Annotated in this window: 10 protein-coding genes and 1 tRNA gene; 4 read left to right on the top strand and 7 right to left on the bottom strand. The window is 65.9% G+C overall.

The genetic code is table 11. The features are described 5' to 3' along the window. Positions 1 to 1098 precede the first annotated feature (1098 nt). The 3 genes from AR539_RS10630 to AR539_RS10620 are packed head-to-tail and all read left to right on the top strand — an operon-like array spanning position 1099 to position 4055. Positions 1099 to 2247, top strand: coding sequence for a glutathione-independent formaldehyde dehydrogenase (locus tag AR539_RS10630; RefSeq protein ID WP_066435920.1), 1149 nt, complete (start codon positions 1099 to 1101; stop codon positions 2245 to 2247). A 60-nt stretch (positions 2248 to 2307) separates the two neighbouring features. After that, positions 2308 to 3456 (top strand): zinc-dependent alcohol dehydrogenase, encoded by a 1149-nt coding sequence (locus AR539_RS10625; protein ID WP_066435918.1) that lies wholly within the window; start codon positions 2308 to 2310, stop codon positions 3454 to 3456. Between the two features lie 14 nt (positions 3457 to 3470). Then, positions 3471 to 4055, top strand: coding sequence for a hypothetical protein (locus tag AR539_RS10620; RefSeq protein ID WP_066435916.1), 585 nt, complete (start codon positions 3471 to 3473; stop codon positions 4053 to 4055). A gap of 770 nt (positions 4056 to 4825) precedes the next feature. On the opposite strand, the gene AR539_RS10615 is transcribed toward AR539_RS10620, so the two are convergent. Further along, positions 4826 to 4907: transfer RNA gene (locus tag AR539_RS10615), tRNA-Leu, on the bottom strand. 204 nt (positions 4908 to 5111) lie between these two features. Between AR539_RS10615 and AR539_RS10610 the strand changes: the two genes are divergently transcribed. Beyond that, positions 5112 to 5717: an ANTAR domain-containing response regulator gene (locus tag AR539_RS10610; RefSeq protein ID WP_056431565.1), complete on the top strand. Its 606-nt coding sequence runs from the start codon at positions 5112 to 5114 to the stop codon at positions 5715 to 5717. A gap of 84 nt (positions 5718 to 5801) precedes the next feature. Here AR539_RS10610 and AR539_RS10605 read toward each other — a convergent pair whose 3' ends face one another. From AR539_RS10605 to gltB, 6 genes are all read right to left on the bottom strand, one after another. Next, positions 5802 to 6185, bottom strand: coding sequence for a DUF202 domain-containing protein (locus tag AR539_RS10605; RefSeq protein ID WP_066435913.1), 384 nt, complete (start codon positions 6183 to 6185; stop codon positions 5802 to 5804). Further along, a complete protein-coding gene (locus AR539_RS10600) occupies positions 6185 to 6553 on the bottom strand; it encodes a YidH family protein (RefSeq protein WP_066435910.1) in 369 nt (122 codons plus the stop codon). Before AR539_RS10600 ends, AR539_RS10605 begins: the two co-directional genes overlap by 1 nt. Before the next feature lie 115 nt (positions 6554 to 6668). Beyond that, positions 6669 to 8078 (bottom strand): MBL fold metallo-hydrolase, encoded by a 1410-nt coding sequence (locus tag AR539_RS10595; RefSeq protein WP_066435908.1) that lies wholly within the window; start codon positions 8076 to 8078, stop codon positions 6669 to 6671. Positions 8079 to 8270: 192 nt separating this feature from the next. Beyond that, positions 8271 to 9767 carry a pyruvate kinase gene (gene pyk, locus AR539_RS10590; RefSeq protein ID WP_066435905.1) on the bottom strand — a complete coding sequence of 499 codons (1497 nt, stop codon included), beginning with the start codon at positions 9765 to 9767 and terminating at the stop codon, positions 8271 to 8273. Between the two features lie 85 nt (positions 9768 to 9852). Continuing rightward, positions 9853 to 11310, bottom strand: coding sequence for a glutamate synthase subunit beta (locus AR539_RS10585; protein ID WP_066435903.1), 1458 nt, complete (start codon positions 11308 to 11310; stop codon positions 9853 to 9855). Next, entirely contained in the window at positions 11303 to 15913 is a 4611-nt protein-coding gene (gene gltB, locus AR539_RS10580) for a glutamate synthase large subunit (protein ID WP_066435901.1), read from the bottom strand. Before gltB ends, AR539_RS10585 begins: the two co-directional genes overlap by 8 nt. Positions 15914 to 16060: the final 147 nt, after the last annotated feature.

The following is a 16060-nucleotide window of genomic DNA, read 5'->3' as shown; positions in this document are numbered from 1 at the left end:
GCAGGCTGGCTTGTGGTCGATGCGGTACAGCACCATGTTGCCGCAGTGCGCGCATATCCAGTCTTCAGGCTCGGTCATTCCTTTCGTCTTTCTCTTGACTAGTGGTGGCACCAGCGATGCTGCGGTCGGCCTCGTATGGTCTGTGCGGGCCACGCGGTCATTGCCGTAGCCGCGCCTTCGCTGATGCTCATCTGCCCCCGCCCACCAGCCCGGCGCTAGGCCCGGGATAGTGCGGGGATGTTGTCCTGCCAGCTCATGCTTCCCGTTCGATGGGGTGGCAAGCGCACTGGCAGATCGCGCCCCGGTCCACGATGGACGGGGCGTAGCTCCTGCCGTGACAGTTACGGTGTTGCGCGAAATGGGACTTCACGCGGGCCAGGGGGCGAACGAACGACACTTCCGGGCGGCGGGGTCCGTGCTGTCCGGCATAATCCCCGCCGTTCCTCGCGCTCGCAGCGGGGCACCACCGAATGGTGTTGTCCCCGGGATGCACACGCCAGAAGTGCAGACGCAGCACGCATAGCAGGGGCTTTCGACACTCAGGGGTTCGATCCCTACCTGCTTCATGACCGCCAAGCTTTCGCTCAACAGTAGTTAGTTCACTGTACGCCTATTGCAAGGGCGAGGGGCGCGAGCCTGGAGTCTTTAACGATGGTCTCTTCATATCCCACGGGCATTTCAGCGCGATTAGTGGGTTGATCTCGCCAGTGCCAAGCCATCACCGGGTTCGAAAACGGCATGCCGTGGCGGCGCCGAGGGCCTGCTAGTCACGGGTTTACTAGGACCGACGATGAGCCGTGGGCAATACCCGGGGGAGAAATCTAGCCTTGTTCGGGCTTTCAGGCAACCCTCGACACCCTCTGCTAAGGCTGCTTAGCATTGCGATGCAGTATCTACTTACTTCGCGAAATGGCCTTCCAGCCATGTTTTCCAGGGCAGCCAGCCATTTCATTCTTGGGCCTCCCGCCCGCGTGGGTGGACTCAGAGGCCCTTAACCTATCTCCCGCTCCCCGCGAGTTGCGAACACGTTCCTGAGTGACGCGCGCCTTTGAGCGCGTGTGTGCGTGCCGCGGGGTAGACATTGGAAAAGAGCGAACAATGAAGGCTGTAGTTTACAAAGGACCGAACGACGTCAGCGTCGAGGAGATCCCCGACGCCAAAATTGAGCACCCCGCGGACGTGCTGGTGCGCATCACCTCAGCGAACATTTGCGGCTCGGACCTGCACATGTACGAAGGGCGCACAAGCTTTGAACCCGGACGCTCCTTCGGGCACGAAAACCTTGGCGAGGTGGTGGAGACCGGCCCTGCCGTGAGCAAAGTAAAAGTCGGCGATCGTGTGGTTCTGCCATTCAACATCGCCTGCGGATTCTGCAAGAACTGCGAACGTGGTTTCACCAACTACTGCCTAACCATGCAGCCCGAGCCCAAACTGGCCGGCGCCGCCTACGGGTTCGCGGACATGGGACCCTACCAAGGCGGACAGGCGGAGTACCTGCGCGTGCCGTACGGCGACTTTAACTGCCTGCGCCTGGGCGAGGATGCGGTGGAGAAGGAACTCGACTACGTCATGGTCGCCGACATTTTCCCCACCGGCTGGCATGCCACGGAAATGGCCGGCGTCTATCCGGGCGACTCCGTGGTCGTCTACGGTGCAGGGCCGGTCGGGCTGATGGCAGCCTACTCGGCCATCATCAAAGGCGCCGGCAAAGTCATGGTCGTGGACCGCCACAGCGACCGCTTGAAGCTGGCTGAACAGATCGGCGCCATCGCCGTTAACGATTCGGAAGTGGATCCTGTCGAATTCGTCAAGGACCAGACCATGGGGTTCGGGGCGGACCGGGGCTGTGAATGCGTCGGCTACCAGGCGCACGACCCGGCCGGAAATGAACATCCCAACATGACCCTGAACCGGCTCGTGGACTCCGTCCGGTTCGTCGGCGGCATCGGCGTCGTCGGTGTGTTCCTGCCCCAGGACCCGGGGGCGCCCGACAAGCTCGCCCAGCAGGGGCAAGTGGCCTTCGATTACGGAAACTACTGGTTCAAAGGACAAACTATGGGCTCGGGCCAGTGCCCGGTCAAGAAATACAACAGGGCCCTGCGCGACCTCATTGCCGGCGGAAAGGCCAGCCCCTCCTTCATCGTCAGCCACGAGCTGCCGCTGGATCAGGCTGCCGAGGGCTACAAGAACTTCGACAACCGTGAAGACGGCTGGACCAAAGTCGTTCTCCATCCGGCCGGAGCCTGAGAGAGCCGGGAGAGGTCGAATGTCATTGTCGAAACGGGCTATTCACAGGAGGTGGTACTGATGCGTGCAATGGTTTACCGCGGGCCGTACAAAGTTCGGGTCGAAGAAAAAGATATTCCGAAGATCGAGCACCCGAACGACGCGATTGTGCGGGTCAGCAAGGGCGCGATCTGCGGGTCCGACCTGCACCTTTATCACGGCATGATGCCAGACACACGGGTTGGGATGACGTTCGGGCACGAGTTCGTGGGCACGGTGCATGAGGTGGGCTCCTCCGTGCGTAACGTGGCAGTCGGGGACCGGGTCATGGTGCCGTTCAACATCTACTGCGGCTCCTGCTACTTCTGCTCCCGCGGCCTCTACTCCAACTGCCACAACGTAAACCCCAATGCGACGGCGGTGGGCGGCATCTACGGCTACTCCCACACCTGCGGAGGGTACGACGGCGGCCAGGCAGAATTCGTGCGGGTCCCCTTCGCGGACGTGGGACCTTCGAAAATTCCGGACTGGATGGACGAAGAGGACGCGGTTTTGCTCACCGATGCCTGTCCTACAGGCTACTTCGGGGCCCAGCTGGGCGACATTGAGGCAGGTGACACCGTGGTGGTGTTCGGCGCAGGGCCCGTGGGCCTCTTCGCCGCCAAGTCCTCTTGGCTCATGGGTGCCGGCCGGGTGATCGTGATCGACCACCTGGAGTACCGGCTCGAGAAAGCCCGCACTTTCGCGCACGCCGAGACGTACAACTTCGCCGAGTACGACGACATTGTTGTGCATCTGAAAAAGGAGACCGACTACCTGGGCGCCGACGTCGTCATCGACGCCGTCGGAGCAGAAGCCGACGGCAACTTCCTCCAGCATGTGACTTCTTCGAAGTTCAAGCTGCAGGGCGGCTCGCCCATAGCGCTCAACTGGGCGATCGACTCGGTCCGCAAAGGCGGCACGGTATCCGTCGTGGGGGCGTACGGGCCCATCTTCAGCGCCGTGAAGTTCGGCGACGCTATGAACAAAGGCCTCACGCTGCGGATGAACCAATGTCCGGTCAAACGGCAGTGGCCCCGCCTGTTCGAGCACATCCAAAACGGCTACCTGAAACCCAGCGACCTCGTCACCCACCGCATTCCGCTGGAACACATCGCCGAGGGCTACCACATGTTCTCCGCCAAGCTCGACAACATCATCAAACCGCTCGTCGTCGCCGGACAGTCCTGAAGGGAAAGAGCACCATGACTGAGACAGCCACGCCTTATATCTCCGACAAACGCACACCGAAAAAGTCCGCGGAAGACCTGCGGGCACAGATCCCGGGATGGGGTGCCGATCTCGACCCGGCCGACCGGCCCTCCTACCCCCGGGAGCAGCCCGGGATCGAAACCGGAGCGCACTGGGACTTTCCCGAACGCCAACCTGAGAAATGGCCCCGGGAAAGGTCCGTAGAACATGCCTTACTGCCCCCGGTTTTCGGGACCTCCACCCCTCCTGCCGGGGCCTCCGGCGCCATTCGGAGACACGCCTACAAATACAGTGAAGGCCGGGCGGCGCACTGGCTGCTGCTCGTCGCAGCCGACCGGGTGGACGCTTGGGAACACCACCTGAAATCCTTCGCCGCACTCCGTCCCGATAACCCCATCACTGAAACCGGAGTGGCCGCCGAGTTCCGGCGGGGCGGCCTCAGCTCCAGAATTGGGCAAAAACGCGCGGACACGGACCACCAATGGATCGACCCGATCATCGTCGGCGCCCCCTGGGTGCTGGGAGCCGCAGGGCTCGCTGCAGCCCTCAAAGCCCTCGGAAAGCACCGCACTACCTGACGACGACTGCTTCGCCGCGGTTGCGGAGGGCCACGGGTAACAGCTCCCCCGCGCGTCCCGACTCCTGCCCGCAGTGACCTGCATTCAGTGGGCGCCGCGGGCAGGAGTCCATGTGCCGGGCACTGCCATCCAAAGCCGCCCGCGTAAAGGCGGCCGGTCCCCGACGACTCAGTACATATATGTATCCGGGACACTTCGCCAGCGGCGCCATCACTACGAACGTCACGCTCGGACGCACCCGATGGCACCTGACGTCAGCGCATAAGCTGCTCTGAACCAAACAGCGGACCATTTGACTGTGACAGGTTTGGATGGCCCCGGTAGGACGGTTATTTCTGGCCCCACCTCGTGACTCGCCGGGCAGGACGATTATATCTGGCCCCGCCTTCAACGTTGGATTCATCAGTGGATGGATGCGCCGCAATCCCGTTCGAAGAGAAACCGACAGAAAGCGAGGGTCGACGACATGACTTCCGACGAACAAATCCCACGGCTGGCTACCGGAGCCGAGATCCGGGCGATGTTCGAACGCTCCCGGGACTACTCCGTTTGGATTGAGCCAAAATGGGACCGAGGTTCCGCGGGTGTGCGCAAGAACAGCACACTTGAGCTCTGCTATTCGAACCGCTTTGCCGGACTCCGCCGAACGTCCGGTACACAAGCGTGGCTAGTAGCCTTGTCCCAGCCAACAAAGAGGCCCCGCAGGGGCCCATAAGAGAACAGTTTGTGCACACTCAGAGGTCCAAAAGCCCCTGACAGGGAAAACACTGTGCCCGAGGTGGGACTCGAACCCACACACCTTTCGATACCGCATTTTGAGTGCGGCGCGTCTGCCAATTCCGCCACTCGGGCGCGGAGTACACCGGTGTCATAATCGGCCTGCCACAGTGCTGTGAGCAACGCGATCGCTTCCAGTGCGCGAAATTACTCTACATGCAGATAGGCTGAATCCCAGAATCGCGCCAGTGACGCCGCATCGAACCAAACCGGTCCAGTACACCAGCGGCAACAATCTAAGATGGTCTAGTTCCCGCCGTACCTTTCCAAGGAGTTCCCGTGTCAGAACAGACGGAGTCAAACCCCACCACCACGCCGGCGCGCCGCGTGGTGGTTGCCGAGGACGAGACCCTCATCCGGCTCGACATCATCGAGATCCTGCGGGGCGAAGGCTACGACGTCGTCGGCGAAGCGGACAACGGCGAAAAGGCCGTGCAGCTCGCCGAAGAACTGAAGCCTGACCTGGTTCTCATGGACGTCAAAATGCCCGTGATGGACGGCATCTCCGCTGCCGAAAAGATCGTCAAGGCCCGGATCGCCCCCGTGGTCCTGCTGACCGCCTTCAGCCAGAAGGAACTGGTGGAACGGGCCCGCGACGCCGGCGCCATGGCCTACGTGGTGAAGCCCTTCACCCCGGCGGACCTCATCCCGGCCCTGGAAATCGCCCTCTCCCGCCACGAGGAAATCAAGGCGCTCGAGAGCGAAGTCACCGACCTGCAGGAACAGTTCGCCACCCGCAAGCTCGTGGAGCGCGCCAAGAGCCTCCTGACTACCAAGATGGGCCTGACGGAGCCGGAGGCGTTCCGCTGGATCCAGAAGACCTCGATGGACCGCCGCCTCAGCATGCGCGAGGTTGCCGAGACCATCATCAACCAGGTCAACTAGGACATAGCTACCAAAGGGTCCGGAAGGCCGCAGCCGCGGCCTCCCGGACCCTTTCGTTTTAACTGCTAGAGGGCGAGTTAACTGCTAGAGGGCGAGGCTCCCGCCCAGCTGCACCGCGGCCACCAAGGCCAGCACCCCGCCGGCGACGGTGACCGCGGCCAGAATCGCCGGCAACGCTCCCCCGCTCAACGCCACCCGCTCGCTCTCCGAGGCGGTCAGGATCGTGTGGATGCGGCGGTACCGCCGGCGCGTCAGGCCGAGCGCCACCATGGCCACGCCGGCGCCAAGGGCCGTCGGAATGAACGCCCACAAACCCAGGATTTCGGGCAGGATGCGGAGCGCCATCAGGGACCCGACGGCGACCGCCAGCGCAGTCCTGCGCCACGCCAGCGCTGTGCGCTCCACCCACAGGCCGGCGTCGAAAGGCCGGTCGCTCCGGCCGGCCGCCACCTCAGTACCGCCGGCCATCAGGCGAGGACGACGCCGAGGAAGACCAGGATCCCCGCGACGGACACCGCGGCCCCGATCGGCAGCGTCAGCCGCGCGGGCGGCAGCGGCGTGTCGTGGCGCAGCGCCCGTTCGGTCTTCACCCAGCCGAACCAGGCCTGCAGCGGCGCGGCAATGCCGGCCACGATGAGGACCATGGACGCCGCAAGGCGGAACCCTCCGTGCAGGTTCAGCCCCAGCGCCTCCAAGGCGATTCCGCCGGCAATCAGTGCCAGCGATGTCCGGATCCAGGCCAGGAACGTGCGTTCATTCGCGAGGCTGAACCGGGCGTCCGGATCGGTCCCCTGCGAATAGAGAGCGGCGGGGAATCGTTTCGAGGTCTCTGTCATGGCTCTTTCTGGTTGCCGTGCTGGAACGATACGTGAGGGACAAGACGCTGGCGGCGGCCCTGGGTGTCAGGGCCGCCGCCTGCGGTGTGGCCGGGTTGTTGCCAGGTGGTGGGGGTTAGCGGGCGGAGATGGTGGCCGGTGCCTGGTGGTGTGCGGTCCAGGCGGCGTAGCTGCCGTCGAGTTCGACGACGTCGTACCCGGCGCGGCGCAGCGCGCTGGCCGCCACGGAGTTCCGCACCCCGGACTGGCAGTAGGACACGATGGTCCCCTCGGCGGGGAGTTCGTCCAGGTGCCACATCACGCGGCCGCCGCTGAGCTGGTACGAGCCGGGGATGTGCCCGGCCTTGTGCTCGGTCTTGTTCCGCACGTCCAGGACCATCGCGGCGTCGAAGCCCTCAAGCTCCTCGGGCTGGATCAGTTTCGGGACACTGACCGGGAGGCCCTCGATCCCGGTGACGTAGCCGGCGACCTTGTCGATCCCGACCCGGACCAGGTGGTCCCACATCTCCTGCGCGGTGTCCTGGTCCGGGGCCAGCAGCACCAGCGGGTTCGGATCGGTTTCGGGGTTCACCACCCACGCGCCGAAGCTCGCCACGGATTTGCCGGCCGGAACGTTCAGGGACCCGGTCACGGTGCCCTGGTGGACCAGGTCGTTGGAGCGGGTGTCGATGAACGTGACCGTGTCCGCGGCCAGGTCCCGCGCGACCGCCTCGAGGTCCAGTTCCTGCAGCGGTGCGCGGTCCCCCATGACGGCCGGGCCTTCCCGGTTTTCCCGCTTCATCCGGCCGAAGTAGGCGTGCGCGTCGGGCTGGCCGTCGAGGAGCTCATCGATGAAACCCTGCTCGTCATTCGCCGCCAGGTACGGGCCCCACCAGGCGTAGAGCCGCTCGTAGCCGACCGTGGAGGACGGAATCGCGCCCAGGGCCTTGCCGCAGGCGCTGCCGGCGCCGTGGGCCGGGTGGACCTGGACATAGTCCGGCAGGGTCAGGAACTTATCCCGCAGGCTCGCGAACAGCTGCTTCGCTCCCACGAAGCGGGTATCGACCCCGCCGGCGGCCTCGTCCAGCAGGTCCGGGCGGCCCAGATCCCCGGAGAACACAAAGTCCCCCGAGAGCAGGTACCCGGCCTGATCACTGAACGCCCCGTCCGTCACCAGAAACGCCAGGTGTTCCGGGGTGTGCCCCGGGGTGTGGAGGGCCTTGATGGTGATGTTGCCCAGGGCGATCGTGTCACCGTCGAACAACCGCTCCCCCTCGAACCCGTACTGCCAGTCCGGCCCGCCCTCACCCGAGACGTAGATCTTCGCACCGGTCGCGGCGGCCAGCTCCCGGGTCCCGGAAAGGTAATCGGCGTGGATGTGCGTCTCGGTGACCGCCACAATCTTCATGCCGTTCTTCGCCGCCAGCTCCTGGTACACCGCGATATCGCGGCGGCCGTCCACCACCACCGCTTCGCCTTTAGCCTGGCAGCCGATGAGGTAGCTGGCCTGGGCAAGATCCTCATCGTAAATACGTTCCAGCAGCATGTGCTCTCCTTCGAAAAACAGCGGGGAATCCCCGGTTGACTACTAACAAGAATAATACCCCCAGGGGTATACCGCAAACCCATGTCAGGTACCCCCATGGGTATGCCTGTCCGGAGGCACGAAAAAGGGAGGGCCCCCGCTTCCGTGCGCTGCACGGGGCGGGGCCCCTCCCTGTTGTCCGGGCCCGGGGGCTTAGACCTTGGAGTTCTTCTTCTTCTTTTCCGGCCACGGGCCGAGCTTGTCCTTGGCTACCTCGGCTTCGCCGAGGCCGGCGTCTGCCAGGTCACCGACGCGGTGGACCTTGAGCATGTTCGTCGAACCCGCCTTTCCGGGAGGCGACCCGGCGGCGATGACCACCATGTCGCCGTCCTCGACGACGTCCATGTTCAGCAGGCTGCGGTCCACCTGGGCAGTCATCTCGTCGGTGTGGCCCACCATCGGGACCAGAACCGGCTGGATGCCCCAGGTGAGCGCCAGCTGGTTCCAGACATGCTCCACCGGGGTGAACGCGAACACCGGACGGATCGGGCGCAGCCGCGACAGGCGCCGGGCGGAATCGCCGGACTGCGTGAACGCACAGATGTACTTGGCATCCAGCTGGTCGGCGATTTCGACGGCGGCACGGGTGATGGCACCGCCGCGGGTCTTGGGCTTGGTGCCCAGCGGGGGAACGCGTTCCAGGCCGTGGACCTCGGTGGACTCGATGATCCGGGCCATGGTCTTCACGGTTTCAATCGGGAACTTGCCCACGCTGGTCTCGCCGGACAGCATGACTGCGTCCGCGCCGTCGAGCACGGCGTTGGCGCAGTCGGAGGCCTCGGCGCGGGTGGGGCGCGGGTTGTCGATCATGGATTCCAGCACCTGGGTGGCCACGATGACGGGCTTGGCCCAGCGGCGGGCCAGTTCGACGGCGCGCTTCTGCACGATCGGCACTTCCTCCAAGGGAAGTTCCACGCCGAGGTCGCCACGGGCCACCATGATGGCGTCGAAGGCGTCGATGATCTCCGGGAGCTGGTCCACGGCCTGCGGCTTCTCGATCTTGGCGATCACCGGCACGCGGCGGCCTTCTTCGTCCATGATCTCGTGGACGCGGGTGATGTCCGAGGCGTCCCGGACGAAGGAGAGGGCCACCATGTCCACACCGCGGCGCATGGCCCAGCGGAGGTCGTCCTCATCCTTTTCGCTCAGCGCCGGCACGTTGACGGCGACGCCGGGCAGGTTAATGCCCTTGTTGTTCGAGACGTAACCGCCGACGATCACCTGGGCAACCACCTTGACGTCGTCGACGTCGATGGCGCGCAGCGCCACCTTGCCGTCGTCGATGAGCAGCGCGTCGCCCGGGTTGACGTCCTCAGTGAGGCTCTTGAGCGTGGTGGAGCAGATGTCCTTGGTGCCCGGAACATCCTCCGTGGTGATGGTGAACGTGTCGCCGACGGCCAGCAGGTGCGGCCCGTCCACGAAACGGCCGAGGCGGATCTTGGGGCCCTGGAGGTCGGCCATGATGGCGACGGCCTTGCCGAGCTGACCCGCCGCCTTGCGGACGTTTTCGTACGTGTTGTCGTGCACGGAGTAGTCGCCGTGGCTCATGTTCATGCGGGCCACATCTACGCCGGCGTCGATCACTGCGAGCGTGTTGTCAAAGCTCGCAATCGCCGGTCCGAATGTGGCCACTATTTTCGCGCGTCTCATATACCTACCCTAGTAGTCGATTGCATGGATGAAGTTCTTGGCGGAATGTAACTGCCGCCGCGGGCCAGCCGCCGGCCGGCACCGCCTAGAGGACGGCCATGGCCCGGTCGGTCGGTGCCACGGGGGCCGGAAGGATGGTGCTGCCCATCAGGAACTTGTCCACGGCGGCGGCGCAGGCGCGCCCTTCCGCAATGGCCCAGACGATCAGTGACTGGCCGCGGCCGGCGTCCCCGGCCACGAAGATGCCTTCGGTGTTGGTCATGTAGTAACCGTCGCGGGCCACGTTGCCGCGGCCGTCGAATTCGGCGTTGACCTGCTCGGTGATGCCTGCCGGTTCGGGGCCGGTGAAGCCCAGGGACAGGAAGACCAGGTCGGCCGGGATGATCCGTTCGGTGCCGGCCTTGGGCAGGCGCTTCCCGTCGACGAATTCAGTCTCGGCCACCTTCACGCCGGTGAGCTTGCCGTTCTCGCCGACGAACTCCACGGTGGAGGCGAGGTAGGTGCGTTCGCCGCCTTCCTCGTGGGCGCTGGCCACCTCGAACAGGGTGGGGAACGTCGGCCACGGCTGGTGGCTGGCGCGCTCCGCCGGGGGCTGCTTGCCGATGGCCAGGGTGGTGACCGAGGCGGCCTGGTGCCGGTGCGCGGTGCCGAGACAGTCCGCGCCGGTGTCGCCGCCGCCGAGGATCACCACGTGCTTGCCGGCGGCGTTGATCTGGTTCTCCACCGTCTCCCCCGCTACTACTCGGTTGGCCGGGACGAGGTAGTCCATGGCGAAATGCACGCCTTCGAGCTCGCGGCCCGGGATGGGCAGGTCGCGCGGGACGGTGGCGCCAGTGGCCACCACCACGGCGTCGTACCGGCGGCGGAGCTGCTCCCAGGTCACGTCCGTGCCCACAGCGACGCCGGTCCGGAAGCGGGTGCCTTCGGCCTTCATCTGCTCCAGGCGGCGGTCCACGTGCTCCTTCTCCATCTTGAAGTCGGGGATGCCGTAGCGCAGGAGGCCGCCGATCTTGTCGTCGCGTTCGTAGACGGCGACGGTGTGGCCCACGCGGGTCAGCTGCTGGGCGACGGCCAGCCCGGCCGGGCCGGATCCGACGACGGCCACGGTCTTGCCGGTGAGGCGCGCCGGCGGCAGCGGGTTGACCCAGCCGTTCTCGAACGCCTGGTCCACGATCGAGACCTCGACCTGCTTGATGGTCACGGCGGGCTGGTTGATGCCCAGCACGCAGGATGCCTCACACGGGGCCGGGCAGAGCCGGCCGGTGAACTCGGGGAAGTTGTTGGTGGCGTGCAGCCGCTCCATCGCTTCCTCGCCCTTGTCCCGCCAGACCAGGTCGTTCCACTCCGGGATGAGGTTGCCCAGCGGGCAGCCCTGGTGGCAGAACGGCACGCCGCAGTCCATGCAGCGGCCGGCCTGGGCCTTCAGGACACCCTTTTCCTGCGCCTCGTAGACTTCCTTCCAGTCCATGATGCGGACCGGGACGGGGCGGCGGGGCTGGGTTTCGCGCTGACGTACTTTCAGAAATCCGCGTGGATCAGCCACCGGTCACCTCCAGGATTCGAGACCAAACTTCTTCGCCGTCGGGGTCCAGGCCCTCTTCGATGGCGTCAAGACGGGTTTGCAGGACGGCCGCGTAGTCGCGCGGCAGCACCTTGGTGATGCGGGCTGCGGTGTCATCGAAGTTCTCCAGCAGCCGGGCCGCGAGCAGCGACTCGGTCTCCTCGGAGTGCTTCACCAGCAGTCCATGGACAATCTCGCGGTCCTCGGCGTCGAGTTCGCGCAGCTGCAGCTCCCCGGCTTCGAGGGCCTGCTTGTTGACGCGCTCCGTCTGCAGGTCCAGCACGTAGGCCGTGCCGCCGGACATGCCGGCGCCGAAGTTGCGGCCTGTGCGCCCGATGATGAGCGTCTGACCGCCGGTCATGTATTCGCAGCCGTGGTCGCCGATACCCTCGACGACCGCGGTGGCCCCGGAGTTGCGGACCAGGAAGCGTTCGCCGACCTGGCCGCGCAGGAACATCTCGCCGCTCGTGGCGCCGTAGCCGATCACGTTTCCGGCGATCACGTTGCGTTCCGCCGGGAACACGTTGGTGCGGTCCGGGCGGACGATGATGCGGCCGCCGGAGAGGCCCTTGCCGACGTAGTCGTTCGAGTCACCGAACATCCGCAGCGTGATGCCCGCCGGAAGGAAGGCCCCCAGCGACTGCCCGGCGGTGCCGGTCAGCGAGATGTCGATGGTGTCGGGCGCCAGCACGTCCGTGCCGAAGGTCTTGGTGACCTTGTGGCCGAGCATGGTGCCGACGGAACGGTCGGTGTTGATGACGTCGACGGCGATCTTGACCGGGCTGCGGTCGCTCAGGGCTTCCGCGGCCATGGTGATCAGGCGCTGGTCGAAGTGCTTGTCCAGCTCGTGGTTCTGTCCGGTGAGGTTGCGCAGCGGCGCGTCGTCGTCGAACTCGAGGCCGTGCAGGATCGGGTCCAGGTCCAGCCCTTCGGCCTTCCAGTGGTTGATCGCCTCGCGGGTGTCGAGCATTTCGGCGTGGCCGATCGCTTCCTCGATGCTCCGGAAGCCCAGTTCGGCCAGGATCTCGCGGACTTCCTCGGCAAGGAACTCGAAGAAGTTGACCACGAATTCCGGCTTGCCGTTGAAGCGGGAGCGCAGCTCGGGGTTCTGCGTCGCAACGCCCACCGGGCAGGTGTCCAGGTGGCAGACGCGCATCATGATGCAGCCGGAGACCACCAGCGGGGCGGTGGCGAAACCGAACTCCTCGCCACCCAACAGCGCGGCGATCACCACGTCGCGGCCGGTCTTGAGCTGGCCGTCCACCTGCACCACCACACGGTCGCGCAGGCCGTTGAGCATGAGGGTCTGCTGCGTCTCGGCGAGACCCAGCTCCCACGGCACACCGGCATGCTTGAGCGAGTTCAGCGGCGAGGCGCCGGTGCCGCCGTCGTGCCCGGACACCAGGACGACGTCGGCCTTGGCCTTCGTGACACCGGCCGCCACCGTGCCGATCCCCACCTCGGAGACGAGCTTGACGTGCACCCGGGCCGAGGGGTTGGCGCGCTTGGCGTCATAGATCAGCTGCGCGAGGTCCTCGATCGAGTAGATGTCGTGGTGCGGGGGCGGGGAAATGAGCCCGACGCCGGGCGTCGAGTGCCGCGTGCGGGCCACCCAGGGGTAGACCTTCTGCGCCATCAACTGGCCGCCCTCGCCGGGCTTGGCGCCCTGGGCCATCTTGATCTGGATGTCGTCGGCGTTGGTCAGGTAGAGGCTGGTGACGCCGAAACGGCCGGACGCGATCTGTTTGACCGCGGAACGGCGCTCGGGATCGAGCAGCCGGTCCACATCCTCGCCGCCTTCGCCCGTGTTGGACTTGCCGCCCAGCCGGTTCATGGCGATCGCGAGGGTCTCGTGCGCCTCCTGCGAGATGGAGCCGTAGCTCATGGCGCCCGTGGAGAACCGCTTGACGATGCTGGAGACGGGCTCCACTTCATCGAGCGGCACCGCGGGGCGCAGCCCGGCCTTGAACTTCAGGAGCCCGCGCAGGGTCATGAGGTTCTGGGACTGGTCGTCCACGCCGCGGGTGTAGGACTTGAAGATGTCGTAGCGGCGCTCACGGGTGGAGTGCTGCAGCCGGAAGACGGTCTCCGGGTTGAACAGGTGCGGCTCGCCGTCGCGGCGCCACTGGTACTCGCCGCCGCCCAGCAGGGGCTGGTGCGGTACTTCGATGCCGTTCTCGGGGTACGCCATCCGGTGCCGTGCCGCGACCTCGGCCGCGATGACGTCCAGGCCGACGCCGCCGAGCTGGGAGTGGGTGCCGGAGAAGTACTCGTCCACGAGGTCCTGGCCGAGGCCCAGGGCCTCGAAGGTCTGCGCTCCCGTGTAGGAGGCAACGGTGGAGATGCCCATCTTGGACATGATCTTCAGGACGCCCTTGCCGAGGCCCTTGATCAGGTTGTAGACGCCGTCCTGCGGGGTGACCCCCACAACGTCGCCGCTGGAGATGAGCTGCTCCACGGACTCCATGGCCAGGTACGGGTTCACGGCGGAGGCGCCGTAGCCGATCAGCACGGCCACGTGGTGCGTCTCGCGGACGTCGCCTGCTTCCACCACGAGGGCGGTCTTGGTGCGGTTAGCGCTGCGCAGCAGGTGGTGGTGCACGGCGCTGACCAGCAGCAGCGACGGGATCGGCGCCCACTGGGCGTTGGAGTCGCGGTCGGAGAGCACCACGTACTGCACGCCGCGGTTGATGGCGCCGGAGACCTGCTCGCAGATTTCGGTCAGCCGGGCGCGGAGCGCGTTTTCGCCGCCCTCCGGCCGGTACAGGCCGCGGACCTTCATGGCGACCTTGTCGCCGTCGGCGTTCTCGATGTTCGCGATCTTGGCGAGCTGGTCGTTGTTGATCACGGGGAACGGCAGGGAGACCTGCGGCTGGCGGACCTGCTTGGTGTCCAGAAGGTTGCCGTTGGGGCCGATTGCGCAGGTCAGCGACGTGACCAGTTCCTCGCGGATGGCGTCCAGCGGCGGGTTGGTGACCTGCGCGAAGGACTGCACGAAGTAGTCGAAGAGCAGCCGGGGGCGCTTGGAGAGCACGGCCACCGGGGTGTCCGAGCCCATCGCGCCGAGGGGTTCTGCGCCGGTGCGGGCCATGGGGCCGAGCAGGATCTTCAATTCCTCGGTGGTGTAGCCGAAGGTGCGCTGGCGGATGTTGACCGAGGCCGCCGTGTGCACCACGTGTTCGCGCTCGGGCAGGTTCTTCAGGTCGATCAGGTTTTCCTTGACCCAGTCGGCCCACGGGTTGGCCGCCGCCACTTCGGCCTTGACCTCGGCGTCGTCGATGACGCGGCCGGCCTCGGTGTCCACCAGGAACATCTTGCCGGGCGAGACGCGGCCCTTCTTGACCACCTTGGAGGGTTCGACGTCGATCACGCCCACCTCGGAGGCGAAGACGACGAGGCCGTCCTCGGTGATCCAGTAGCGGCCGGGGCGCAGGCCGTTGCGGTCCAGGGTGGCGCCCACCAGGCTGCCGTCGGTGAAGGACACGGCGGCGGGGCCGTCCCACGGCTCCATCAGCAGCGAGTGGTACTCGTAGAACGCGCGGCGGGCCGGATCCATGGTGGCGTGGTTTTCCCAGGCCTCGGGGATCATCATCATGATCGAGTGCGTGATGGGCCGGCCGGAGAGCCAGAGCAGTTCCGCCACTTCGTCGAAGGACGCCGAGTCGGAGGCACCGGGGGTGCAGATCGGGTACAGCTCCTCCGGGGAGTCCCCCAGCAACGGGTTGGCCAGCTGCGACTGCCGGGCCCGCATCCAGTTGCGGTTGCCCTTCACGGTGTTGATTTCACCGTTGTGGGCGATGGTCCGGAACGGCTGGGCCAGCGGCCAGGACGGGAAGGTGTTGGTGGAGAAGCGCGAGTGCACGATCGCAAGCTTCGTCTTGAAGCGCTTGTCCGAGAGGTCCGGGTAGAACGGCTCAAGCTGCGCCGTGGTCAGCATGCCCTTGTAGACGATGGTCCGGGAGGACAGCGACGGGAAGTACACGCCGAACTTGTTCTGCGCGCGCTTCCGGATGCGCCAGGCGCGGGAGTCCAGCTCGTTGCGCTCCAGCACTTCCCCGGTGCTGGAGGCAAAGAACGGCTGGGAGAAATACGGCATGCAGGCCCGGGCCATGGCGCCGACGAGGTCGGCCACCACCGGCACCTCGCGCCAGCCGAGGACGGTGAGGCCCTCATCGGCGGCGAGTCCCTCGATGCCGGCTTTTGCCGCATCGGATTCGCGCTGCTCGGACGGGAGGAAGGCCGTGCCCACCACGAACTGGCCGGGCGCGGGAAGTTCGAAGTCGGTGACGGCACGGAAGAACTCGTCCGGGATCTGCATGAGCAGCCCGGCACCGTCGCCGGTGCCTTCATCGGCACCCACGGCGCCGCGGTGCTCGAGGTTGCGCAGTGCGGTCAGCGCCGCGTCCACGATGTCGTAGCCCGGTTCGCCCCGCAGTGTGGCGATGATGGCGAGGCCGCAGGCGTCCTTCTCCTGCTCCGGGTTGTAGAGCCCGGCCGCGTCGGGGAGTGCGGCGAAACGCTTGAAAGGCGAGATGGCGGCCTGTTCCGGCTCGGACCAACTGGGGCTGTGCAGGGTTTGGGTCATGGGAGACGTCCTTCCTCCTGATCGTGCGTATGGGAGGGACAACATTGGCCCGCATCGGTGCGCCGGTGTGACGGGCACAACAAAGTGTTTTTCTTACTCGAATTGTAGGTCAGCGCCGCGTCCTGCACTAACAGTTACGCGGCCGCC

Origin of the sequence: Arthrobacter sp. EPSL27 (assembly GCF_001512305.1) — a bacterium.
Classification (GTDB): domain Bacteria; phylum Actinomycetota; class Actinomycetes; order Actinomycetales; family Micrococcaceae; genus Arthrobacter.
Note: the sequence above shows the minus strand (reverse complement) of the source record. Positions and strands in the feature narration are given on the sequence as shown.

Excerpts from the sequence above, each read along its gene's own strand:
- AR539_RS10605 (WP_066435913.1), bottom strand. The coding sequence starts at position 6,185 with ATGGCCGGCGGTACTGAGGTGGCGGCCGGCCGGAGCGACCGGCCTTTC.
- AR539_RS10600 (WP_066435910.1), bottom strand. The coding sequence starts at position 6,553 with ATGACAGAGACCTCGAAACGATTCCCCGCCGCTCTCTATTCGCAGGGG.
- AR539_RS10595 (WP_066435908.1), bottom strand. The coding sequence starts at position 8,078 with ATGCTGCTGGAACGTATTTACGATGAGGATCTTGCCCAGGCCAGCTAC.
- pyk (WP_066435905.1), bottom strand. The coding sequence starts at position 9,767 with ATGAGACGCGCGAAAATAGTGGCCACATTCGGACCGGCGATTGCGAGC.
- AR539_RS10630 (WP_066435920.1), top strand. The coding sequence starts at position 1,099 with ATGAAGGCTGTAGTTTACAAAGGACCGAACGACGTCAGCGTCGAGGAG.
- gltB (WP_066435901.1), bottom strand. The coding sequence starts at position 15,913 with ATGACCCAAACCCTGCACAGCCCCAGTTGGTCCGAGCCGGAACAGGCC.
- AR539_RS10620 (WP_066435916.1), top strand. The coding sequence starts at position 3,471 with ATGACTGAGACAGCCACGCCTTATATCTCCGACAAACGCACACCGAAA.
- AR539_RS10625 (WP_066435918.1), top strand. The coding sequence starts at position 2,308 with ATGCGTGCAATGGTTTACCGCGGGCCGTACAAAGTTCGGGTCGAAGAA.